The sequence below is a fragment of the Clostridium sp. genome (assembly GCF_050717635.1).
Classification (GTDB): domain Bacteria; phylum Bacillota; class Clostridia; order Clostridiales; family Clostridiaceae; genus Clostridium_AD.
This window is the reverse complement of sequence record NZ_JBOITO010000013.1, coordinates 226,495-249,645: the sequence shown is the minus strand read 5'-3', so window position 1 is coordinate 249,645 and position 23,151 is coordinate 226,495. Positions and strand designations below refer to the sequence as shown.

23 protein-coding genes and 2 riboswitches are annotated in these 23,151 nt (G+C 29.9%); of the genes, 6 read left to right on the top strand and 17 right to left on the bottom strand.

The window, feature by feature from the left end; all coding sequences use genetic code 11:
* Positions 1–38 precede the first annotated feature (38 nt).
* From ACREWB_RS07120 to ACREWB_RS07105, 4 genes are read right to left on the bottom strand one after another with little or no spacing between them, the layout of a single operon-like run.
* Positions 39–413, bottom strand: coding sequence for a hypothetical protein (locus ACREWB_RS07120; RefSeq protein ID WP_431546770.1), 375 nt, complete (start codon positions 411–413; stop codon positions 39–41).
* On the bottom strand, positions 410–2,401 hold the full coding sequence (locus tag ACREWB_RS07115; RefSeq protein WP_431546769.1) for a DUF4153 domain-containing protein: 1,992 nt from the start codon (positions 2,399–2,401) through the stop codon (positions 410–412). Before ACREWB_RS07115 ends, ACREWB_RS07120 begins: the two co-directional genes overlap by 4 nt.
* Before the next feature lie 29 nt (positions 2,402–2,430).
* The gene (locus ACREWB_RS07110) at positions 2,431–2,631 is read right to left on the bottom strand and encodes a helix-turn-helix domain-containing protein (RefSeq protein ID WP_431546768.1); all 201 of its coding nucleotides are present in this window, start codon (positions 2,629–2,631) and stop codon (positions 2,431–2,433) included.
* 23 nt (positions 2,632–2,654) lie between these two features.
* Positions 2,655–3,149, bottom strand: a complete 495-nt coding sequence (locus tag ACREWB_RS07105; protein ID WP_431546767.1) for a DUF2975 domain-containing protein — start codon at positions 3,147–3,149, stop codon at positions 2,655–2,657.
* A gap of 443 nt (positions 3,150–3,592) precedes the next feature.
* Here ACREWB_RS07105 and ACREWB_RS07100 point away from each other — a divergent pair, with 443 nt between their 5' ends.
* From ACREWB_RS07100 to ACREWB_RS07090, 3 genes are all read left to right on the top strand, one after another.
* A complete protein-coding gene (locus ACREWB_RS07100; protein WP_431546766.1) occupies positions 3,593–4,051 on the top strand; it encodes a phosphatase PAP2 family protein in 459 nt (152 codons plus the stop codon).
* Between the two features lie 345 nt (positions 4,052–4,396).
* The gene (locus ACREWB_RS07095) at positions 4,397–5,461 is read left to right on the top strand and encodes an HD-GYP domain-containing protein (RefSeq protein WP_431546765.1); all 1,065 of its coding nucleotides are present in this window, start codon (positions 4,397–4,399) and stop codon (positions 5,459–5,461) included.
* A gap of 32 nt (positions 5,462–5,493) precedes the next feature.
* Positions 5,494–6,387 carry a DMT family transporter gene (locus ACREWB_RS07090; RefSeq protein ID WP_431546764.1) on the top strand — a complete coding sequence of 298 codons (894 nt, stop codon included), beginning with the start codon at positions 5,494–5,496 and terminating at the stop codon, positions 6,385–6,387.
* Between the two features lie 20 nt (positions 6,388–6,407).
* Here ACREWB_RS07090 and ACREWB_RS07085 read toward each other — a convergent pair whose 3' ends face one another.
* Together ACREWB_RS07085 and ACREWB_RS07080 are read right to left on the bottom strand one after the other, a co-directional pair.
* On the bottom strand, positions 6,408–7,004 hold the full coding sequence (locus tag ACREWB_RS07085; RefSeq protein WP_431546763.1) for a metallophosphoesterase: 597 nt from the start codon (positions 7,002–7,004) through the stop codon (positions 6,408–6,410).
* 19 nt (positions 7,005–7,023) lie between these two features.
* Positions 7,024–8,937 (bottom strand): BMP family ABC transporter substrate-binding protein, encoded by a 1,914-nt coding sequence (locus tag ACREWB_RS07080; RefSeq protein ID WP_431546762.1) that lies wholly within the window; start codon positions 8,935–8,937, stop codon positions 7,024–7,026.
* Positions 8,938–9,084: 147 nt separating this feature from the next.
* On the opposite strand from ACREWB_RS07080, the gene ACREWB_RS07075 reads away from it, so the two are divergent.
* Positions 9,085–9,519 carry a CBS domain-containing protein gene (locus ACREWB_RS07075; RefSeq protein ID WP_431546761.1) on the top strand — a complete coding sequence of 145 codons (435 nt, stop codon included), beginning with the start codon at positions 9,085–9,087 and terminating at the stop codon, positions 9,517–9,519.
* 74 nt (positions 9,520–9,593) lie between these two features.
* Here the strand turns inward: ACREWB_RS07075 and ACREWB_RS07070 are convergent, their stop codons facing one another.
* Positions 9,594–11,735 carry a heavy metal translocating P-type ATPase gene (locus ACREWB_RS07070; protein WP_431546760.1) on the bottom strand — a complete coding sequence of 714 codons (2,142 nt, stop codon included), beginning with the start codon at positions 11,733–11,735 and terminating at the stop codon, positions 9,594–9,596.
* Between the two features lie 70 nt (positions 11,736–11,805).
* The gene (locus ACREWB_RS07065; protein ID WP_431546759.1) at positions 11,806–12,168 is read right to left on the bottom strand and encodes an ArsR/SmtB family transcription factor; all 363 of its coding nucleotides are present in this window, start codon (positions 12,166–12,168) and stop codon (positions 11,806–11,808) included.
* Positions 12,169–12,390: 222 nt separating this feature from the next.
* Here ACREWB_RS07065 and ACREWB_RS07060 point away from each other — a divergent pair, with 222 nt between their 5' ends.
* Positions 12,391–13,284 (top strand): transposase, encoded by an 894-nt coding sequence (locus ACREWB_RS07060; protein WP_431546758.1) that lies wholly within the window; start codon positions 12,391–12,393, stop codon positions 13,282–13,284.
* Between the two features lie 422 nt (positions 13,285–13,706).
* Here the strand turns inward: ACREWB_RS07060 and surE are convergent, their stop codons facing one another.
* From surE to gcvT, 6 genes are all read right to left on the bottom strand, one after another.
* A complete protein-coding gene (gene surE / locus ACREWB_RS07055) occupies positions 13,707–14,459 on the bottom strand; it encodes a 5'/3'-nucleotidase SurE (protein WP_431546757.1) in 753 nt (250 codons plus the stop codon).
* A 185-nt stretch (positions 14,460–14,644) separates the two neighbouring features.
* Positions 14,645–16,045: a dihydrolipoyl dehydrogenase gene (gene lpdA, locus ACREWB_RS07050; protein WP_431546756.1), complete on the bottom strand. Its 1,401-nt coding sequence runs from the start codon at positions 16,043–16,045 to the stop codon at positions 14,645–14,647.
* Between the two features lie 11 nt (positions 16,046–16,056).
* The gene (gcvPB, locus tag ACREWB_RS07045; protein ID WP_431546755.1) at positions 16,057–17,517 is read right to left on the bottom strand and encodes an aminomethyl-transferring glycine dehydrogenase subunit GcvPB; all 1,461 of its coding nucleotides are present in this window, start codon (positions 17,515–17,517) and stop codon (positions 16,057–16,059) included.
* Positions 17,514–18,857, bottom strand: a complete 1,344-nt coding sequence (gene gcvPA, locus ACREWB_RS07040; protein ID WP_431546754.1) for an aminomethyl-transferring glycine dehydrogenase subunit GcvPA — start codon at positions 18,855–18,857, stop codon at positions 17,514–17,516. Before gcvPA ends, gcvPB begins: the two co-directional genes overlap by 4 nt.
* A gap of 1 nt (position 18,858) precedes the next feature.
* The gene (gcvH, locus tag ACREWB_RS07035) at positions 18,859–19,242 is read right to left on the bottom strand and encodes a glycine cleavage system protein GcvH (protein ID WP_431546753.1); all 384 of its coding nucleotides are present in this window, start codon (positions 19,240–19,242) and stop codon (positions 18,859–18,861) included.
* Positions 19,243–20,367: a glycine cleavage system aminomethyltransferase GcvT gene (gene gcvT / locus ACREWB_RS07030; RefSeq protein ID WP_431546752.1), complete on the bottom strand. Its 1,125-nt coding sequence runs from the start codon at positions 20,365–20,367 to the stop codon at positions 19,243–19,245.
* A gap of 90 nt (positions 20,368–20,457) precedes the next feature.
* Positions 20,458–20,531, bottom strand: a riboswitch (glycine riboswitch).
* 3 nt (positions 20,532–20,534) lie between these two features.
* A riboswitch (glycine riboswitch) is annotated at positions 20,535–20,638 on the bottom strand.
* A gap of 207 nt (positions 20,639–20,845) precedes the next feature.
* Here gcvT and lplA point away from each other — a divergent pair.
* On the top strand, positions 20,846–21,826 hold the full coding sequence (gene lplA / locus ACREWB_RS07025) for a lipoate--protein ligase (RefSeq protein ID WP_431546751.1): 981 nt from the start codon (positions 20,846–20,848) through the stop codon (positions 21,824–21,826).
* Between the two features lie 119 nt (positions 21,827–21,945).
* Here the strand turns inward: lplA and ACREWB_RS07020 are convergent, their stop codons facing one another.
* The 3 genes from ACREWB_RS07020 to ACREWB_RS07010 are packed head-to-tail and all read right to left on the bottom strand — an operon-like array spanning position 21,946 to position 22,950.
* Positions 21,946–22,266, bottom strand: coding sequence for a hypothetical protein (locus ACREWB_RS07020; RefSeq protein ID WP_431546750.1), 321 nt, complete (start codon positions 22,264–22,266; stop codon positions 21,946–21,948).
* Between the two features lie 56 nt (positions 22,267–22,322).
* Positions 22,323–22,646, bottom strand: a complete 324-nt coding sequence (locus ACREWB_RS07015; protein ID WP_431546749.1) for a hypothetical protein — start codon at positions 22,644–22,646, stop codon at positions 22,323–22,325.
* 1 nt (position 22,647) lies between these two features.
* Positions 22,648–22,950: a DUF2089 family protein gene (locus ACREWB_RS07010; protein WP_431546748.1), complete on the bottom strand. Its 303-nt coding sequence runs from the start codon at positions 22,948–22,950 to the stop codon at positions 22,648–22,650.
* Positions 22,951–23,151: the final 201 nt, after the last annotated feature.

Below are 23,151 nucleotides of genomic sequence, written 5' to 3'. Positions count from 1 at the left end.
ATAGCATACACGTAAAGATACATGTATGCTCTCAACTTTTAGTCTGCTAAAACCAAAGACCACTTTCCATTATTATCTTTCAATATATTTATTTTTACTATTTCACCTTTATTGCTACTAAAATTTGATATGAATTCGTTGCTATGAATAATTTGTTTGCTCTTATCTTCAAATTCCACTTTGTAAATACAATTTTCTTTTATACCCATCTCAAAAGAACATTTTTCTTTAGGTTCCAATTTACCACCCATTACATCAGTTTGGTCATCCCTCTGGATTGCTATATTGCTAATAATTTCAGGACTTTCATTTGTTATAATTAAATTACTCTTTACGTCCTTTACACCGCAAGCAGATAAGCAAATCCCCGTAATTATGCATACCACTAGAGTTAATTTTGTTATTCTTTTCATTTCACATTACCTCCTATTGAATCTATAATTTTTCTAGCCCTGTATCTAGAATAGTTAAATTCATACCAAGAATAATCTTCTGATAACTCTTTCTTCAAATCATTTAAATAATTATTAATTTCTCCAGCAATCGAAGCGTTTGAATCATCTTTTAACTTTAATATCTCTGGAATAGCATCATAAGATAAATTTCTTAAATATTGAACATCAATCTTTTGGGTTTTATAATATATATCTATATTCTTTTCAGCAATTATTTTATCTACATTAATATAGTTTAATAATATAAACATACTTAAAATAATTACTATTAAAACTTTATTAAGTGGCATTTTTCTATTCCAAATACCAACTAGAGCCACTATAAATAACATAAATAGCATAAGCATAAATATATGAACGAAAATTCTTAAATAAGTAAATCCATAGGTTTTCTCATATAGTGACATCTTATAATGAGCTGAAAATAGCATGTTTAACGTAAATGCTACAAGGATGGTTAAAAATATATTGCATATCTTATTTATTGTCTTATTATCATTTTTTATAAATTTAATACTACTAATAAGTATTGTAAAATTAATTATTGTTACAGCCACAAGCTCGAAAAACCCTTTTCTTGCATATTCAGAGTATGTGAAGTCGTTTGAAATAAAGTTATTTCCACCTCCATAAAGGTAGGAAAACTGTACTATTGAAAATAAAAGATATACTACATTAATTATAAAAATAATTGTTAATAAAGTAACTGGTTCCCACTTCATACCCATCTTTTTATTTTCATACTCATCACAGCTATATTTGAAACTCCATATATATGAAAAAATTATAGTAAAAACTATGATAATAACTAACGAACGGCTTATACTTTCTCCTATACTTATATTTTCAAATATACTTGAAAAATTAGTTATATAGCTCTTGAATACCATATCTGAGGATGTTAATAAGGCTAAAATAATAATTAATAATGGTATAGAAATAAGTATTCCTCTTAAGATGTTTTTGTTTGTAGAACTTATTTCTTTTTTATTTCTTACCGCTATATTCCCCTTAATGAACATGAATGGCTTGTAGGCATTCTCAAAAATAGATTTACTAACTCTGTTTAATACTTTTTTTATAAAATTTAAATTATTCCACTTTATATCCTCATATCTAATTAACACTGTGCTTACTATAGTGAGTAAAAGCAACATAATTCCATTAAAAAAGTTTAGAATACTATTAGAATGAATGCAGTAATTTACCGCTATTAAAAATGCTGGGATAATGGTAATAAATCCTACACTTTTTTTGAACCTAACTTTTTCCCGAACACTCCACAAGAAAAACCCCATGAACATAATATAAAAAACAGGAATAGAAACACCAGCCACTTTACCAGTGAAAAATATATCATAAATTATTCCTAAAATAAGTGCAATTCCTATAGTATATATTTTTTCCTTCATACTAATTTGAGAATCTATGTTTTTTACTTCTCTTATACGTCTTTTCTTTAATAGTTGTATATTATAATACTTATTCGGATGTGAAAGCACTAAATTTTCAACTGCTTTTAACCAACTGTCACTATACCCTCGCTCTACACATTCTACTAATAACCGCCTTAAATAATTTATATTAGTTATATGAAATTGTTCTGTTTCAGATAGTGATATCCATTGAAGACTCTCTATATATAAATCCCCTACTGATTTTTTAATTTCTTTTGGTGAAAAATCAAAAATATCATTACCACTTTCTATATTAATTAAATAAGTTTCTGTATCTGAAATCAGCTCTTTATCAAGTTTAAAAATAACTTTAAAAGACGTCTTTATTTGCTCTGCAACCACACGAATTATTGCATTATTAGAATTCTCCTCTTCATTTACCACTCCTCTAATAAATAAATTAATTGGATCTACATTTTCTTTATGACAAAATGCCATAAGAATCCTATTGTCTTTTATAATAATAGCTTGAACATAACTCTTCCCCACTTAAAGCCCCTCCTTTAATTTGAATTTTCTTATCTGTATTCAAGAATATCTCCTGGTTGGCAATTCAGTTCTCTACAAATGGCTTCTAATGTACTAAACCTAATAGCCTTTGCTTTGCAAGTCTTTAATATAGATAAATTTGCATTTGTTATTCCTACTCTGATTGCTAGTTCCGACAGGGATATCTTTCTTTTCGCCATCATAACATCTAAATTTACGACAATTGCCATATTAACCTCCATGTTGTTTCCCATTATATTGTAAATTCATTTTCTTCTTTTACTTCTACCGCCTGTTTGAAAACCTGAGATAAAATTAAAATAAAACATCCAACAAAAAAAAATATTAAAAATTCAATATCAGTATGTATTCCGCTGGAGTCTATATAGGCAATATTAAAGTTTTTATATTGACCATTAATAAAAAAATTCAAAGTATAACATATTGCGATTATAAAACACAATAATGATATGTTTTTCAAACAAAGTACATTATCTTTAATAAAAGGTGTCACCTTTATTAGTGAATTAACTATTTTTCTAAGATTAAACAAAATTAGTATAATAGAGGTTGACCCTAGGATAAATAAAATATTTGTAATAATAAATCTACCCTCTGTCATATCTACGCCTTTTTCCATTAATGTTTGTTTTGACATTAGAAAACAGATAACTATACCCGTAATAATCATAATATCTAAAGATATTTTTAATAGTGATGCTAAAGACATTTTGCCATAATATTTCATTTCATGTTCCTCCCTCAGTACTATTTCCTACAATTCCAATAATACTACAGTATAAACCATTTATCAATATATATTTATTGTTTTTCAATAAATATATATTGATAAATCTATTTCAACCATAAAATTCATTGTAAATCCCATGCTATATATCAAATTTTTGTTCCGAGTAAATATATATGTATCTATTAAATGTTGCTTTTGATATAATATTAATTGTATCCTGTGACTTAATTTGAATTTAGTATGTTGTTTATTGAAATATTATTTAGTGCACAGGCTATTATTCAATGTAATTTAGAGAGGATGGTTAAATTAAAATGCACTATTATTTAACGAGTTCCATAAATGTCGGATGGGATAAATTTTTTATTGCTATTTCAAAATCTTCAGACCCTGGCTTTCAGATTTTAATAAGCCTATTGGTTTTTAGTATATTATACCTATTGAATAACAAATTGGAAGCTATTTGTTGTGTATTCAATATTGGCTTTACTGGTGCCACCAACTTATTACTAAAGAATGTAGTAAAAAGATCTAGACCCGTGGGACTAAAATTAGTTGAGTCTCATGGCTATGGTTTCCCTAGCGGTCATTCTTCAATTTCTACCGCTATAGCTATAGTATTTATCTACTTTATACTTAAACGAATGAAAAATAAAAAAGCTTCCTATTTAATTAGTGGTTTTATAGTTACATATTTAATTCTTGTAGGCATTAGTAGAGTTTACCTTGGCGTTCACTATACAACAGATATTTTGGGTGGATGGTTTCTAGCCGTAGTATGGTCTTCTATTACTATTATTATTTATAAGTTTTGTATGAACAAAGGTGTAAATAAATTTTTAGACAAGTATTTTACTATTAAGCTAAATATTTTTAAAAATAAATCAAAATCTAATTAGTTTCACTAATCAATAATACCCTAATTATTCAATGATGAATAATTAGGGTATTATATTTCAAATTCATTTAATCGTATATTTCCATTTTTTTATCTCACTTCTTATAAGAAGTCCTATATAAATCAATTCTTAGTGTTTTGCTCTGAATTAATTATAAATATGTTAATAACAAATGTAAATTAGATAAGAAAACCACTACATTTTGAAAATATGATAACTTATTATCTATTTATTGATAGGATAATAATAGTTTTTATGGTAAAATAAAATTACTAAACTTTTAGATTTACATACCATGTCACTAATTTAAAAAACTACGAATTATTTTCGAAAGGGGATACCTCTATGAAAACAAAAGTTAATAATATAAACATTTACGAATTGAAACCAAACATGATTTTATCAGAAGATTTAATATTAAATGGTTTAACCTTAGTTACAAAGGAAGTTTCATTGAATAATTCTATGATTAAAAAAATTCTAGAATTCTATCCATTAAACACTATAAACGTTTATGATAACGGTGAAATGAATATACCTGACTCACAAATTTCAAGAGAACAAAATTTAATTCAAACCGAAATTGTGCTAAATCGTTTTTCCAGTAACATTAATAATTTTTTAAATAGTATAGAAACAAGCACCCAACTAGACTTAACTGAAATAAGATTTATGTCAAAAGAAATCTTAGACAATCTTAATGATTATGGTGCTATATTAAAGACTATAACAAATTCCGGAAATATGGATGAATATCTTGTACACCACTGCGTAAACGTTGCACTTTTAAGTTCTATGTTAGGTAAGTGGCTTAATTTTGCTAAAAAGGATCTAATACTTTTAACATATTCAGCTTTTCTCCATGATATAGGTAAAACAAAAGTTAATCAAAATATATTAAATAAACCTTCTAGCCTTACACAAACAGAGTTTAAAGAAATCAAAAAACATTCAATTTACTCTTATGATCTTGTAAAAAACATTCCTTATTTAGATGAGTCTGTAGGACTTGGTATACTTATGCACCATGAACGTTTAGATGGTTCAGGTTATCCGTTTGGTTTAAAAGAAGATAAAATTAGTGATTTCGCGAAAATAATAGGAATTACTGACATGTTTGATGCCATGACCTCTAACAAAGTGTATAGAAAAAAACAAAACCCACTTGTGGTGTTAGAATTTATGAAACATGATTGTATGGGCTTATTTGATTATAATTACCTCACTACCTTTATAACACAGATGTTAAATTATTACACCGGTGAAATGGTAAAACTTAATAATGATTCTATTGGTAAAATAATAAAATTAGATCCAAATAATATTTCAAGACCCCTCATAACTATTGATTCAAACTTTGTAGATTTAAGCGTAGAAAAAGATTTGTTTATAATAGAACTTATACCCTAATAATGGACTAACATTTTAAAGGAGTGCTAACCGTGAAAAATAATGACAAAAAAAAGAGTGTTCTGGCTGATTTGTCTTTACTCCTAGTTGCACTTATGTGGGGCGGAGGGTTTATAGCTGTAAAAGGTGCTTTAGACAGTATTACACCTTTTTATATTACGGCAATGCGATTTGGTATTTCTGTGATAATTATGCTATTAGTTTTTAGAAAGAAAATTAAACACATTACTCTAAATGAGTTAAAGATTGGAACTTTGGTTGGCCTTCTACTATTTTTAGGCTTTGCCGCCCAAACTGTGGGTATGAAATATACAACCGCTGGTAAGAATGCATTTTTAACTGGAACTAATGTAGTTATTGTCCCCTTTCTTTATTGGGTAATTAGCAAAAAGAGACCAGACTCATATTCATTAGTAGCTGCATTTCTATGTTTTATTGGAATAGGGATGTTAACCTTAGATGGAGGTATAAATATTAGCCTTGGCGACAGTTTAACCTTACTATGCGCAGTATTTTTCGCAGCTCACATAGTTTCAGTTGGTTTTTTCATTGAAAAAGTCGATGCTATATCACTTGTAATAATACAGTTAGGTGCCGCCGCAGTGTTTTCAATTATAGCTGCTTCGATATTTGAGCCAATACCACAAGCATTAAATTCAGATACAGTTTTTGCAATTGGCTATTTGGCAATTTTTAGTACAATGCTTGCATTTATTATACAAAATGTAGCACAAAAATATACAACATCTACTCATGCTGCAATCATTCTATGTTTAGAATCTGTTTTTGGTTCTATTTTATCTGTAATAATGCTTAATGAAATATTTACATCAAAAATGATTTTAGGATGTTTAACTATATTTATAGCCATCATAACAACAGAAACTAAGTTGAGTTTCCTTAAACACAAGAAAATATCAATATAAAAGCAGCCCATGGGCTGCTTTTATATTTCAATAATATGATATCTAAATGCATTTATGGTAGTGGTGGTGTTATAAATCATTTTTCTTGCTCCGTTACTATATTCTAAATGTTGGTGACCATAAAAGAAATATTTTGGTGAATATTTGTTTAAAAGCTCTACAAATACCTCAAATCCCTGATGACATTTATCTTTACCATCCCCTATGCCTTTGGCTGGTGAATGGGTTACTAATATATCAAATCCTTTATTCTTCCATAGAGAAAATTTTAATTTAAAAACTCTTCTATGCATTTCCTTTTGAGAATATTGAAAAACGCCCTTATTATAGTCAATAGATCCACCAAGTCCTAGTATTCTAATTTTTTTGTAAATTATAATTTTATCATCAATGGGAATACATCCCCCTGGAGGTTTTTCTAAATACTTAGTATCATGATTACCATTAACATAAAATACCGGCGCCTTAATCATGTTGGCTATATATTCTAAATAATCAGCTTTTAAATCTCCACAAGATATTACAAGTTCAATATCTTTAAATCTTTCGTGATCAAAATGATCCCAAATATAAATATCTTCAACATCTGAAACTAATAAAACCTTAACGTTAATCACCTTCTCATCTTTTGAATGTTTAGTCTGTTTTAGGAATTTCTCCTATTACGTTATCTACAAACCAATCCATATATAGCATATCCTCATAGTTTCCTATGTCACCGTCATTTATCTTAAGCTCGCCTTCAGTGTCATAAATCGGACCTACGAAGGTATGATATTTATTTTCAATAATTAGTTCTCTCATAATATCTACTAGTTTCTGAGTTTGGATTGGCACATTATGTTTAGAATATATAATATCCACAAGACCCGAGTCCATACCCCACCAAAAGCTTACCCGTTTAGACTGCGTACTAAATATTCCTTTAAAACTACCATTTACTATATTTCTAAGTATTTTCTCGTAAAATTCTCCCCAGTCCCATGTGACTAAACCATAGTTTACATCAGGTATCCATTTTTCTTCTTGTTCATTATATTTTAGTGAATATAGTCCAAAGTCTCTTGACCCCTTACCTAAAGCTATTAGATCATTTTGCATTATAAGATCTGCACCACTCTTTTTAAGGCCTTGAATTAATTCTTTAGAATGCTCCATATCACCCGGCTCATTAAGCCATGAAATTATAACTTTCGCATTAGGATTTACAGTTTTAACGCCTAGTGCAAAAGCATTAATTCCTGTTATAATTTCAGTTTCACTATGAATATCTATATATCCTATAATGTTTGTTTTAGAAATAGCCCCTGCAATAAGCCCAAGTAAAAATCTTGGTTCATGAGAACGCCCAAAATATGTGCTTACATTTCTATATGCCTTTACTGGAGAACAGTTAAAGAACTTAATATTATCATACTTTAAAGCAGCTCTTAAAGTTGTATTAAGATAAGATGGACATGTAGTAAATATAATATCATAGTCTTCTTCACATAACTCCCTCAATACCTCGTAACCATCACCATCAGTTTCAAAATTATTTATGATAGTGGTCTCTACTTGACCTTCTAATTGCTTCTCTGCGTATACTCTGCCTATATTATGAACATAGCTCCAACCTGAGGTCTTAATAGTTTTTTCAAAAACAAAAGCCACTCTTAATTTTTTGTGTGGTGCAACTAAATTTGTAAATGTGTTAATAACATTTTTTTTGTGCACATCAAAAGGTTCTGTTTGAATATCTACAGCATTATTTTTTGAAAGTAAACTAAGTTCTTCTAAAAACTTACGGACTCTCGATTTTCTTTTTGTTTCTTTAAATTCATCCGATATACCATATATTTTTATATACTCTAATAACGCATCTCCAGTTGTAATACCTAGTTTTTCTCCACCTAATTCATAAAATGTATTCCTAAATGGTGAATAAACGTTTTTCGAAAAATGCTGGTATTTATCAGGAAACAATTCCAGTTTTGGATCATATTCATCTAAATACTTGCCAAGCTCTATAAAACTACCCTCCTTAGTAAACCAAATGTCATTTATCCCTGTTTTATTATTAAACTCCAAAAATTCATAGTATATTATATTATTTAAATCATTCTCATCTCTTTTAGGAACTAACCTTATAACTTCGCCCTCTATTGAATAAGCATCCACATAATTTAGTACACTTACCCGTTTATTTCCCTCCATAACATAGAAGTCATTCATGTACTCATAAATTTTTATAGGATCTCTTATTCCTTCATTAATATGATGAGCATAGAGTGCTTGCCATTTCGTAGAAAACTCACTGTCTTCACTAGCTAGAGGAAGAAAATTCATTGCAAAATCTCTGCTCCTTGTATAAAAATAAGTTCCAAGTATCTTTTTTAATGGAATACTTTTTAGCCCCAGTGGAATTTCTGCTACTATATCTACTTTTTTCAAAATACTATCTAAGGATAAAATATAGCCAGAATTTCCTTTTGCTATATCTGTGTAATATCTTAATTTAGCTGATTTATTGGCTTTTTTATATTCATCAATTGATGAAAAATTATTCATGCGCTCACTCCTTGATTATTAATTAATTCATTGTAACATAAAAATTTTGATTTAATAGAATATTAATAAATAAATGTAAAAAATATGTTATACTTATATTGTTATATATTTTGTAAAAAAATATAAATTTCTAAAGGGTGGTTAACTATGAACATAGCTTTTTTTCTTACGCCTAAAAATGAAATTATTTATGAAACACCAAGTTCTACAATGAGGCAAGCATTAGAACGTATGGAATACCACAAATATACGGCTATCCCCCTTATAAATGAAAATGGTAATTATGTAGGTACTTTAACTGAAGGTGATTTATTATGGAAACTAAAGAACACTCCAAATTTAAGTTTTAATAATACAAGTAATATTTTAATCAAAGATATTGAAAGACACAGAAGTAATAAATCAGTATTAATTAATGCAGACATAGAAGATTTGATATTTCTAGCGAAAAATCAAAACTTTGTTCCTGTTACAGATGATAATGATGTTTTTATTGGAATAATTAAAAGAAGTGACATAATAACTTATTGTTATAATCTGTTATACTCTAATCAAAAATTGAAAAAATTGAATTTAATATAATCAAGTGTTATTAAAACAAATAATTTATAAGAAACCACCTATACTAGCTGTAATAGCTAGTATAGGTGGTTTTTTTAAGTTTCAATCTTCATAGCCCTCATAGAATTTAGCACTGCAATCAGCGCAACTCCAACATCACCAAAAACAGCTTCCCACATAGTTGAGATTCCTAAAACCGCTAATATTAAAATCGCTAATTTTACACTTAAAGCAAATACAATATTTTGCATAACAATTTTTTTAGTTTTTTTAGCAATTTTAATGGCTTCTGCTATTTTTGAAGGTTCATCAGTCATTATTACTATATCTGCAGCTTCTATTGCAGCATCAGAACCAACTCCACCCATTGCTATTCCTATATCTGCTCTTGCAAGAACAGGTGCGTCATTAATGCCATCCCCTACAAATACTATCTTTCCTTTTGATGATTTTTGTTTATCTAAAGCCTCTAACCTTTCAACCTTCTCATGTGGAAGGAGTTCTGAATAAACTTCATCTACCCCTAAAATCCTTCCAATACTTTTAGCTATATCTTTATTATCACCAGTTAGCATAACTATTTTTTTAACTCCCATTGCCTTTAAATTACTTATAGCTTTTTTAGAATCTTCTTTTATCTCATCAGAAATTATAATACTACCAGCATATTTCTTGTCTATAGCTACATAAATTACAGTTCCTTCACTAACTGCTTTACTATAGATAATATTCTCACTATCCATCAGTTTTGAATTACCTGCTAATACATATTTACCTTTCACTTTAGCTTTAATACCTTTCCCAGCTATTTCGTAAAAATCGCTAACATCTTCTTTTCTTATATCCTTACCATATGCTTTTAATATAGATGTTGCAATAGGATGATTTGAATAGCTTTCTGTAAAAGCAGCATATTCTAGTAGCTCTTCACTGCTTATTTCATTCTCCGTATGCATTTCTGTAACCTTGAATACCCCTTTAGTTAGTGTTCCTGTCTTATCAAAAACTACCACTTCAACACTATTTAAAGCTTCCAAATAGTTTCCACCTTTAACTAAAATCCCACTTTTAGAAGCACCACCTATTCCTCCAAAAAATCCAAGTGGAATAGATATTACTAGTGCACAAGGACAAGATACTACTAAAAATACCAACGCTCTGTATATCCACTGTGAAAATGTGGCTTCTGGTATTAAAATAGGTGGAATTAGTGCAACAGCAGTTGCACTTATAACTACAATCGGCGTGTAATATCTTGCAAATTTAGTTATAAAGTTTTCAGTTGGAGCTTTTTTATTACTTGCATTTTGTACTAAATCCAGGATTTTTGCCAAAGTTGATTGTCCAAATTCCTTGCTAACCTCAATAGTTAATAATCCATTTTTATTTATACAACCTGCTAAAATTTCGTCTCCAGCCTTAACTCCTCTCGGAACAGATTCACCCGTTAAGGCCGCAGTATCTAATAGTGACTTGCCTTCTATAACGGTTCCATCTAAAGGTACTTTTTCTCCTGGCTTTACTATTATAATATCTCCAATTTGTAATTCTTCTGGATCTAGTTTTAGAATTTCACCATTTATTTTCTTATTTGCATAATCTGGTCTTATATCCATAAGTGCAGTTATAGATTTTCTTGACTTATTTACAGCTGCATCTTGGAAAAATTCTCCTACTTGATAAAAAAGCATAACCCCAACACCTTCTGCAAATTGACCAATAGAAAATGCACCTACTGTGGCTAGTGCCATTAAGAAATTTTCATCAAACACTTGCCCTCTTAGTATGTTTCTTCCTGCTACTAAAAGAACAGGTCCACCAATTAACAAGTAACTTACGAAGAATAAAGCAAATTCCACTAAATAATTCAATTTAAATATAATCGCTATGGTAAAGAATACTACTCCTATAAAAAAACGAATGATTTTACTTTTATTATTCCCTTCTTTTTCATGGCTATTATTATGAGCATGATCATTTTCATCATGTTTAGACTTATTTGAGTTGTTTTCTATAACCACAACATTGGGTTCTAACCTCTTAACTATTCCTTTTATTTCATCTATAATACTTAATATATCTTCTTTATCTTCTAATTGAATCACTAAACTTTTATTAATAAAATTAACATTTGCATCTAATACTCCATTTATTTTTTTACATTGAACTTCAATTTTATTGGCACAATTTGCACAACCTAAACCCTTCAAAATGAATTCTCTTTTTATTATAATCATTACTTATTCACCTCGCTTTTATAATTATTATGTGTTTATAAACTTAAGTTTTAGTTTATATAATAGAATATTATCTAAATTCTTTTATGTGTATAAGTCCTTGATCAAAAATTTGTTTAACATGCTTGTCGTCCAAGGAGTAGTAAACAACCTTACCTTCTTTTCTATATTTCACAAGTCTAGCATTCTTAAGTACACGCAGTTGATGTGAAATAGCTGATTGAGTCATACTAAGAAGAGCTGCTATATCACAAACACACATTTCACTTTCAAATAATACACAAATAATTTTAATTCGTGTACTATCTCCAAAAACTTTAAAAAGCTCCGCTAAATCGTATAATGTTTCTTCTTGTGGAATTAGTTTTTTCACTTTTTCCACCACGTCTTCATGTATAGTAGAACAAGTACAAATCTCTATATCTTTTCCCATTTAATTACCTCCATTCATATGAACATATGAACTATTATTCATATGTTCATTATATGCCACACATTAATAATTGTCAATGACAACAATGTCGAAAACATTGGGGACGGTTAACAACTATTTAAGCTATTACCTTGAGGATTTGAATATCATTTCATTAGATAGGCAATAATTTATATAAGAATTTATTAGAAAGGGCGTGTTTTTATCTCAAGAACATTTAGATTGAAAAGTGGAGAAGCTATATATCATATTATGTGTAAAAGTATCAGTGAAGTAGATTTATTCAAGGATTCTGAGGATAAGGAAAAATATTTATTCCTTATAAAAAAGTATAAAAATCTTTATAATTTTAAGCTTTACGGGTACTGCCTAATGGATAACCATTCACATTTAATAATTGATGCTAATGGAGCAGATATATCAAAGGTAATGCATGGAATAAATTTTTCTTATGCAATGTATTTTAATAAAAAACATGAAAGAGATGGCCATCTATTTAAAGATAGATTTAAGAGCTTAATAGTTAATAATGAAAGATATTTAAAAACTTTATCACTATATATACATAATAATCCTACTGATATACGAGAATACAAAGATTGTCCTGAGAAATATGCATTTTCCAGTTTAGGCATATATATAGGAAAAAGAAAGGATTATTTTAACATAGTTGATTATGGATTTGTATTGGGTTGTTTTGGAAATAGTCTTGAAAATTCAATAAAAAATTACTCAGACCTTATTTTAGGCTGCAATGAAGAAGACACCAGGAACGAAATTGAGTTCACTAATGATAAAACGGAATATAAAAGCGAAAGAAAAATACTTATAAGAAACTTTAAGTCTGATGATATAATAAAATTCATATCGTCAAAAATGAAAATATCAAAAATTTATCCTCATATAAAATACAGTAGAAAGCTTCTAAAAGCAAAAGCATTAACCGTAGTTCTAATGAGAAGTCTATGCAATTTAAATTCTAGGGATATATGCAGTATACTTGGCAATATCACACAAGCTAGAGTATCAAAATTATGTAGTATCGGCATAGAACTAATCGAATCAGAAGAAAAGTTTGAGAATATTTGTCTAGATTTTGTTAGTCTTTATGCCTAATAATATTTTATTTAAATAAATTTTAAAATTAAGATTAATAACTAATTCGAGTTTAAAAAAAGTAGACAAGCACTCATAGATATAACATTCTTGTAATTTTCAAAATAAAACCATCAAATTAATGAATATTAAATGTCCTCATTAAAAAATATGTACAAGTTGTTATAAACAATCTTACATTTTCTTTAGAAACTAATTAATTGTTAACCGTCCCCAACTACTTTGCTTTACTTTGCTTTACTTTGCTTTACTTTGCTTTAAAAAGACCGCCGATACTTTGCTTTACTTTGCTTTAAAAAGACCGCCGATACTTTGCTTTACTTTGCTTTACTTTGCTTTAAAAAGACCGCCGATACTTTGCTTTACTTTGCTTTAAAAAGACCGCCGATAACTTATCAGCAGTCCACGATTCACTTGTTAAATTAAAACCATTCACTTACATCCTTTATTATTTTAAAATTTGTTAGATCATAATGAAGTGGCGTAACTGTAACATATCCTTCTTTAAAATATAATGTATCTGAGTATTCATCATGAACATCTTTTAATTCACCCTTAATTTGATACTGAGTTTCATTATTTTCTCCCATAGTTTTTATATAACAGTTGTTATACAATCTACTGCCAATCTTACATACTTTAATTCCTTTTATTTCATTTTCCTTTAGTAATGGAACATTTACATTTAATACTATATCGTTCTTAATATTATTCTCGTTAGATTTGAACAATATCTCTCCAGCATATTTTGCTGCCATTTCATAATTTTCAATATTTTCCTTAACAGCCATAGAGACAGCCATGGAGGGTATTTTGTAAATAGCTGCTTCAATAGCTGCAGAAACTGTACCAGAATATAAGACGTCTGTGCCTAAGTTTAACCCTTTATTAATTCCTGATACTACCATATCTATTTTGCCATCAATAAGTTCATTTATTGCTATTTTAACACAATCAGCTGGTGTCCCATCTACACTAAAAGCTTTTAATTTTAACCCCTCCAGCAAAACTTCTCTCACAATAAGTGGCCTTGAAAGAGTTATAGAATGTCCGCAAGCACTTCTTTCATTATCTGGTGCTACAATAATTACTTCATGATTTTTTTGAAGTTCTTTAGCTAGTGCGTAGATGCCTTTTGCATTTATTCCATCATCGTTGGTAAGTAACAATCTCATTTTTATTCCTCCTCGCATCATTCATTAATAGATAATAACTGTCTATTATTATATCATTAATTGTTAACCGTCCCCACTTATTTAAATATTTAAATAAATATTTAAATATTTAAATAAATAGGCTATTAATATAAAAAATTCAAGGGTTTAATTAAAATTATCCCCTTGAATTATCCTTGTATTTTTTATTTCTTTTTACTAGGAACCATATGAATAGATTCACCCGTTAGCCCAAGTACCGCTTCTTCAAAAGCTTCAGATAATGTTGGATGAGCATGGATCATACTAGTAATTTCCTGTGCTTTCATGTTATTATTTATAGCCATAGTACCTTCATGAATTAAATCCGATGCATGAGGTCCCATTATATGCACCCCCAGAATATAATCGTCTAAGGAAGCTATAACCTTTACCAATCCCTCTCCTTCACCTAATGCTAACGCCTTACCATTGGCACCAAACAAAAATTTACTGGTTTTATATTCTATTCCTTTTTCTTTTACTTCATTTTCTGTTAACCCAACACAAGCTATCTCTGGAAATACAAAAATGCAACTTGGTATTAATTCGCGAGAGTGAGCAGAGGTGTACCCCATAATTCTCTCCACTACTTTTTTGCCTTGATGCGTAGCTGCATGAGCGAGCATACTTATTCCATTCACATCACCAATTGCATAAATACCAGGAATATTAGTTTCATAATTCTCATCTACCATAATAGCTTTTCTATTTACATTCATCGCCAAATCCTCAATGTTAAGGCCTTCAGTCATAGGTGTTCGCCCAACTGATACCAATACATTGTCTGCTGTAACCACAACTTCGCCTTTTTTTCCTTCAGCAGTTACAATTAAGCCTTCCTTAGATTTTTCAATACTAGTTACCTTCGTACTTACGTTAATATCTATGCCTTTTCTTTTAAGTGAAACATTAAGTCTTTTAGTTAAATCAGTGTCCACTTGGGCAAGAATACTTGGTAAAAACTCTAATACAGTTACCTTTGATCCCAATGCATTAAATATACCTGCAAACTCCATACCTATAACTCCACCACCTATAATGGCCAATTTACTAGGCACTTCTTTAAACTCTAATATATTTTCGCTAGTAAATACGCCCTGCAAATCTATACCCGGTATATTAGGTATTGATGGAATAGATCCAGTCGCTATAACTATACTTTTAGCTGTTATTTCTCTTAGTTCTCCACTTTTAAGTGCAATAGAAACTGTATTCTTATCTTTAAAATATGCTGTTCCTAAAATCACTTCAACATTATTAGCTTTTAATAATTGGTCTACCCCGCTAACTAGTTTGTTAACTATGGTTTCCTTTCTATTTTGAATTTCCGATACATTAATACTGTAACTATCCACCACTATTCCAAATTCACTAATATTCTTTAATGTATTTAGAATTTCAGCATTTCTATATAGCGCCTTTGTAGGAATGCATCCTCTATTTAAACATGTACCACCCATCTCAGCTTTTTCGATTATGCAAACCTTCGCACCTAGCTGGGCTGCGCGAATTGCAGCAACATATCCACCAGGTCCTCCACCAATAATAACTATATCCTTCTCCATAACTGCTCCCCTTAACTCATTTTAGTATATTTTAAAATCGGATTTCTAGCCGCACGAACTTCATCAAGTCTTCTAACAACAGTGTTATATGGAGCCTCCTTAAGTAACTGTGGATTTTCCTTCGCTTCCTTTGAAATGCTTATCATTGCTTCAATAAAAGCATCCATAGTCTCAAGGCTTTCAGTTTCTGTAGGTTCTATCATAATTGCATTATCTATAATTGTAGGAAAATATATGGTAGGTGGATGATATCCATAATCTAAAAGTCTCTTGGCAACATCCAATGTAGTTACTTCACTCATCCCCTCCTCTAACCCACCTAAAACAAATTCATGCTTGCAAACTTTTGTAATTGGCAAATAATAATAGTCCTTTAATCTGCTTTTCATATAATTTGCATTGAGCACTGCCATTTCACTTGCTTTCTTTAATCCCTCTGAACCCATAGAAAGTATATAAGTATATGCGCGAACTAGCACTCCGAAGTTTCCATAAAAGCTCTTTATCTTCCCAATAGATAATGGTTTATCATAACTCAAAGTAAACAGCTCTTTATTTTTTTCTATTATTGGAACAGGTAAATATGGTATAAGCAATTTTTTCACTCCTACAGGTCCACTTCCTGGTCCACCACCACCATGTGGAGTAGAAAATGTTTTATGAAGGTTCATGTGGACAACATCAAAACCCATATCTCCTGGCCTTGCTATGCCCATAATTGCATTTAGATTTGCACCATCGTAATACACAAGTCCACCAGCTTCATGTACTAAATCCGATATTTCTTTAATGTTTTCATCAAAGAGCCCTAATGTGTTTGGATTTGTTAGCATTAGTCCTGCTATTTCATCATTCAATACAGATTTTAAGCTATCTAAGTCAACGCTACCTTTTTCATTAGATTTAATTTCTACAATATCAAATCCTGCTACACTTGCACTAGCTGGATTAGTTCCATGAGCTGAATCTGGAACTATAATTTTTTTTCGCTTAAAATCTCCCCTATTTTCATGAAAAGCTTTTATAATCATAAGGCCAGTAAGTTCGCCATGGGCACCTGCTGCAGGTTGAAGTGAAACCTGATCCATGCCGCTTATTTCAGCTAATTTTTCACCAAGTTCATACATTAACTGTAAGTTTCCTTGTATGGTTTTCTCATTTTGATAAGGATGTGTTCCAGTAAATGCCGGAATACTCGCCATATCTTCGTTTATTTTAGGATTGTACTTCATGGTACAAGAACCTAAAGGATAAAATCCTGTATCTACTCCATAATTTTTATTAGACAATAGAGTAAAGTGCCTTATAACATCTACTTCACTTACTTCTGGAAGGGATAATTCATTTTTACTTAAAAGATTTTCAGGTATCATATCACTAATATCCATACTCTCTACATCACAAACAGGTAATTTATATCCCCGTCTTCCTTCTTTTGAAATTTCAAATATTAGTTTATTATATTCACTCATTTTATCCCCTCCATTACAGTTATTAGTCCATCAATTTCTGGTTTTGTTCTCTTTTCTGTTACGCAGATTAATAGTGTATTTTTATGCTCAGGATAATTTTTCTCTATGTCATATCCTCCAAGTATATTATTTTCTAATAATTTATCGTTAATTACATTAGCACTTTGTGGTCCCTTAATCAAAAATTCCTTAAAGAAAGGTTTATCAAATACCGGCTTATAATTATCCAATTTAATAATTTCATTAAAAGCATAATGTGATTTTTGCATACTTTGATTTGCTACCTCTTTTAATCCCTGTTTTCCCATAGTTGTGAGATAAATTGCAGCAATTAATGCATTTAGTCCTTGGTTTGAACATATATTTGAAGATGCTTTCTCCCGTCTTATATGCTGTTCCCTGGCCTGCATCGTTAACACAAATGCTCTTTTCCCATCTACGTCAACGGTCTGACCTACAATTCTTCCTGGAATTTTACGCATAAGCTTTTTAGTCGTTGCCATAAATCCCAAATAGGGTCCTCCAAAATTCATTGCATTTCCAAGCGATTGACCTTCTCCTACCACAATGTCTGCCCCAATTTCCCCTGGAGTTTTTAATATAGCAAGAGATATAGGATCTACACTCATTATTAATAGTGCTTTATTATCATGAACAATCTTTTCTACCGAACTCATATCTTCAATTATTCCAAAGAAATTAGGGTTTTGAACTATAACTCCTGCAGTTTTACTATCTACAAGCTGTTTTAATTTAATAAAATCTGTAACTCCATCTCGGGCATCTACCTCTATTAATTCTATTCCCTTAAATTTTGTGTAGGTAGCAAGAACTTTTCTTATTTCTGGATGCACAGTTTTAGATACAATTATAGATTCTCTTTTTGTACTCTCACAAGCCATAAAAGCCGCTTCTGCACAAGCTGATGCACCATCATACATAGATGCATTGGAAACATCGAGCCCTGTTAAATCACACATTAGTGTTTGATATTCAAAAATAGCCTGAAGGGTACCTTGGCTTATCTCTGGTTGATAAGGTGTATAGGAGGTATAAAATTCAGATCTTGAAACAATATGCTTTATTATGGAAGGTATATAATGATCATAAGCTCCAGCTCCTAAAAAGCAAACTAACTCCTCTGTGTTTATATTTTTACTACAAATAGATTTTACGTGTTTTTGTACTTCTAGTTCTGACATGGATGAATTTATATTTAGATCCCTGTTTAATTTGAGACCGCAAGGTATGTCAGAAAACAAATCCTGTATAGACCCCACGCCGATACTTTTTAGCATTACCTTTTCATCTTCTAATGTATTAGGTATATAAGGAAACATCTTATTCCTCCTTGCTGCAATATTCACTATATTGCTCTTCGTTCATAAGTTCAGCCAACTCTTCTTTATTTATAATTTCTATATGGAGCATCCAATTTTTATAACAATCCTCATTTACTAATTCCGGATTATCTATTATGTCCTCATTTGTCTGTAAGACCTTTCCGCTTATTGGAGTATACATATCTGAAGCTGCTTTAACAGATTCAATTACCCCAAAAACATCCCCACATGTAATTTCTGCATCTATTTCAGGTAGTTCAACAAAAACAATATCGCCTAAAGAATGTTGTGCATAATTAGAAATCCCAATATATGCCTTATCTCCTTCAACTTTTACCCATTCATGGTCCTTACTATAAAATAATTCATTCAATGTTTTCATTTAAATTCCTCCTAATTTTAATTTATTATAGTTTTTTTTATAAAATTTTTTACTTATTATTTCTGCTTTTAATGGTTTATTTCTGACCATAATTTCTATTTCTGTGCCTAATTCAGAGTATTTATAATCTATTAGAGCAAGCCCTATATTTTTCTTTAATGTAGGGGATAAGTATCCAGTTGTTACCACTCCAATTTTTTCTCCATGAGCTTTAACTTCGTAGCCATGTCTTGGAATACCTCTCTCTTTCATTTCAAACCCTACTGATTTCCTTTTAAGTCCTTGTTCCTTTTGCTTTAATAGAGCTTCTTTCCCTATAAAATTAGGTTTTTGAAGCTTTACAAAATATCCAAGTCCCGCTTCGAGTGGCGTAATATCCTGAGATAATTCATTGCCATATAGAGGTAGTGCTGCTTCAAATCTTAAAGTATCTCTACATCCAAGACCTGTAGGCTTAAGCCCATCTTCCTGACCTATGTTAAGCAGTTTATGCCATAATTTTTCTATTTGTCCATTCGAAGTATATATTTCAAATCCATCCTCGCCTGTATACCCCGTCCTAGAAATAAGACATTTCACACCATCTACCAAAACGTCCCTTTTAAAGTAGAAAAACTTAATTTCATTTAAATCTAAATCCGTTATCTTTTGGAGTATCATTTGTGCCTTCGGTCCTTGAATAGCAATTTCAGAAACTGCATCAGAACTATTAATAATTTCTATATTATATACTCCTTTATTATCAATCATCCACTTAACGTCTTTTTCTATATTGCCTGCATTTATTACCAGGTAATAATGTTCCGCAGAATATTTATAAACTAAAAGATCATCAACCACTCCTCCATTTGGATAGCACATAAAAGTATATAGTATTTGATTATCTTTAAGTACCGCTATATCATTTGTAACTAAATTTTGCACAAATTCGAATGCGTCCGAACCTTTTATATCAACTTCTCCCATATGCGAAACATCGAAAAGTCCAGCATCACACCTAACAGCTTCATGTTCACTAATTATCCCTTCAAACTGTATTGGCATTTCCCATCCACCAAATTCAACTAGTTTTCCACCGTATTGTTTGTAAGTATTGTGTAAATGTGTTTTCTTTAAATTTTCCAATATACTTTCCCTCCCATTTTTGTTAACTACATTTAATAAGAATTTAAAAAAGAGATACAATGGCATGATAATAAAATCATGCCACTATATCCCTGTATGTTTACCTGAGAGTTTCTACTTTACAAGTATTGCTCCTACGGTGACCACAATTGGTCTTTCCAGAGTCTCATCAAATATCGATATGTTTGCCTGAAAGCTTCTATAGAAAACTGACTATTTTCTATATTTCTTCTTCGGCTATCCCTGAATGGATATCTCTCGATATTATCACTTGAATAATATATAATTATACGTAGTAATCTTCTAATTACATTCTACTACATCGCTTAAACGTTTTCAATAATTGATATATAATACACAAAGTTATTTATACTAACGCTAAAATTTTTATGTTTCATAATTCTAACTTTTCAGATATACTACAATCAATATACATTTCATTTTATATTTTGGAATCCAACAAATAAGGAGGCCTCTCATGATTATTATAAATAATACAAATGTAAATCCCTATTTTAATATGGCTGTAGAAGAATATATACTAAAGGAATTTAAAGAGGATTGCTTCATGCTTTGGCGTAATGAGCCCGCTATAATAGTCGGAAAAAATCAAAATACTCTATCTGAAATTAACCTGGAATACATAGAGGCAAATAATATTTCCGTAGTAAGAAGATTATCTGGTGGAGGCACTGTTTTTCACGATTTAGGCAATTTAAACTTTACTTTCATTAAAAATAATAGTGACGAAAATTTTAATAATTTCAGAAGATTCACCTTGCCAATTATAAATGTTTTAAAATCACTTAACATAAATGCAGAATTTAGTGGTCGAAATGATCTTACTATCGAAGGTAAAAAATTTTCAGGCAATGCCCAATATAATTATAAAAACAGAGTCCTACATCACGGCACCTTACTTTTCTCATCAGATATTTCAAATTTATCAAAAGCATTACAAGCTAAACCTCTTAAATTTCAAGATAAGAGCATTAAATCCGTAATAAGCAGGGTAACCAATATAAGTTCACACTTAAAGGAGCCTTTATCTATCATGGATTTTGAAGCCTTAATTATGAACTTCATTATTACAGAAGATAGTTCAGCCTCCTTATATGAATTTAATGACTATGATTTATGTAATATAAATAAACTCCGCGAGGAAAAATACTCCACTTGGGAATGGAATTTTGGTCATTCTCCAAAATATAATTTCACAAATGAAAAGAAATTTCCATTTGGAACTGTTGAATGTAATATGGAAGTAGATCATGGGATAATAAAAGCAATTCGGATTTATGGAGATTTCTTTAGTAAAGTTGATGTATCAGATATAGAATCTAAACTTATAGGTGTAAATCACGTAGAGTCTGAGGTAAAAAAAGTGCTTTCCACCTTTAACATCTCAGATTACTTTTCCAATGCAAATATCGATGATATTTTAAGCTGTATGTTTTAAACATCTTAAACTAATGGTTATATATTAAGGTTTTTTCTACAAAACATAAAAGTCACATGAATTTCCATGTAACTTTTATGTTTTTATGCATGTTTTATATTAACTACCCCTATACTATATTATAAATGACGCTCATATTGAAACCATGAATAGAATCTTATACACAAAACCAGCAATGATATAACTGATATATAACGAAGTTCTTGAATAAATAATACAATAACACCAACTATTACCGCTAGTATTGTACTTACATTGCCCATCGTTCCATTTATTGGTGTGTTTCCTACAAATATTGAAGATAACCCCTTTATCTCATTTACAAAACATTTTTCATGATATGGAAAAATTGATAAAAAACTATTTGTTACAACTAAATCATCAATATCAGTAATTTCTCCACAACACTTTTCACAATGAATAATCTTTTTTTCCTTCAATCTAAATTCCCCCTAATTAAAACTCAAATATATATATTCCATTTATAGCTAAAAAATCACTCTAAATCTTGAATATTCATTTTATCTATTTCTTTACTCTTTTTAAATTTTTCACGACAAGCGAAATATATAGCAAGTAAAATAATAGTTGGAATATTGCTTACAAACAATGTCACAAGAACATGCACTATTTTTTCAACAATTGATAAGCCACCCATTAAAGGCAACATTATTAATATCATAATAGAAAATAAAAAACTAATCATTGGTAATATTAGGCCAAGCCTTTTGTTCTCTTTTTTTGACAAGAATATTTGTAGAATAACAGGACCTACCAAAAGTAATATACATGTTAAAATAAAGATTAATAATTTCATCATTTTAAATCAGTTCCCCCTTTGTTTTCTTGTATTCCGATATTAAAATCTTAGCAGTATCAAAATCTAATTTTTCATTTAGTGCTAATTTCTTTATTAGTGAAACATAAGGCTCGTTTGTAATATCCTCTGATATTTGTATTTTTTGAATTACTCTATCTAATCTAAGTCTTACAGTTGGATAAGTAACCCCATAAATACCTGCAATTTCTTTTAATGACCCTGAGGACATTATAAATTTCTTGATAAAACTTAAATCTTCATCATCTAATGTGGCTAACCATTCTGGAACTACATCTATTGGCATTATCATCACTCCGCAACTTTATTTGCAATATATTTAATATATATTATAACAATATTAAGTATAACCTTTAACATTGTTAAAGTAAAGCATATTTTTAGAAATTATTATATTTTTACATACTACACTTTTAATGAATACCTAACGGATAGTTTATATATTTATATGCAAAAACACAGGTGGAAATTTCCACCTGTGTTTTAT

Bases quoted from the DNA above. Each gene is read 5' to 3' on its own strand.
- ACREWB_RS07015 (WP_431546749.1), bottom strand. From the start codon at position 22,646: ATGATGAAATTATTAATCTTTATTTTAACATGTATATTACTTTTGGTA.
- ACREWB_RS07075 (WP_431546761.1), top strand. From the start codon at position 9,085: ATGAACATAGCTTTTTTTCTTACGCCTAAAAATGAAATTATTTATGAA.
- lplA (WP_431546751.1), top strand. From the start codon at position 20,846: ATGATTATTATAAATAATACAAATGTAAATCCCTATTTTAATATGGCT.
- ACREWB_RS07105 (WP_431546767.1), bottom strand. From the start codon at position 3,149: ATGAAATATTATGGCAAAATGTCTTTAGCATCACTATTAAAAATATCT.
- gcvPB (WP_431546755.1), bottom strand. From the start codon at position 17,517: ATGAGTGAATATAATAAACTAATATTTGAAATTTCAAAAGAAGGAAGA.
- ACREWB_RS07080 (WP_431546762.1), bottom strand. From the start codon at position 8,937: ATGAATAATTTTTCATCAATTGATGAATATAAAAAAGCCAATAAATCA.
- lpdA (WP_431546756.1), bottom strand. From the start codon at position 16,045: ATGGAGAAGGATATAGTTATTATTGGTGGAGGACCTGGTGGATATGTT.
- ACREWB_RS07110 (WP_431546768.1), bottom strand. From the start codon at position 2,631: ATGGCAATTGTCGTAAATTTAGATGTTATGATGGCGAAAAGAAAGATA.
- ACREWB_RS07070 (WP_431546760.1), bottom strand. From the start codon at position 11,735: ATGATTATAATAAAAAGAGAATTCATTTTGAAGGGTTTAGGTTGTGCA.
- gcvH (WP_431546753.1), bottom strand. From the start codon at position 19,242: ATGAAAACATTGAATGAATTATTTTATAGTAAGGACCATGAATGGGTA.
- ACREWB_RS07095 (WP_431546765.1), top strand. From the start codon at position 4,397: ATGAAAACAAAAGTTAATAATATAAACATTTACGAATTGAAACCAAAC.
- surE (WP_431546757.1), bottom strand. From the start codon at position 14,459: ATGAGATTGTTACTTACCAACGATGATGGAATAAATGCAAAAGGCATC.
- ACREWB_RS07010 (WP_431546748.1), bottom strand. From the start codon at position 22,950: ATGCCAATAGATGTAGTTCCAGAATGGTTAGCCACATTAGATGATGAA.
- ACREWB_RS07120 (WP_431546770.1), bottom strand. From the start codon at position 413: ATGAAAAGAATAACAAAATTAACTCTAGTGGTATGCATAATTACGGGG.
- ACREWB_RS07065 (WP_431546759.1), bottom strand. From the start codon at position 12,168: ATGGGAAAAGATATAGAGATTTGTACTTGTTCTACTATACATGAAGAC.
- gcvPA (WP_431546754.1), bottom strand. From the start codon at position 18,857: ATGTTTCCTTATATACCTAATACATTAGAAGATGAAAAGGTAATGCTA.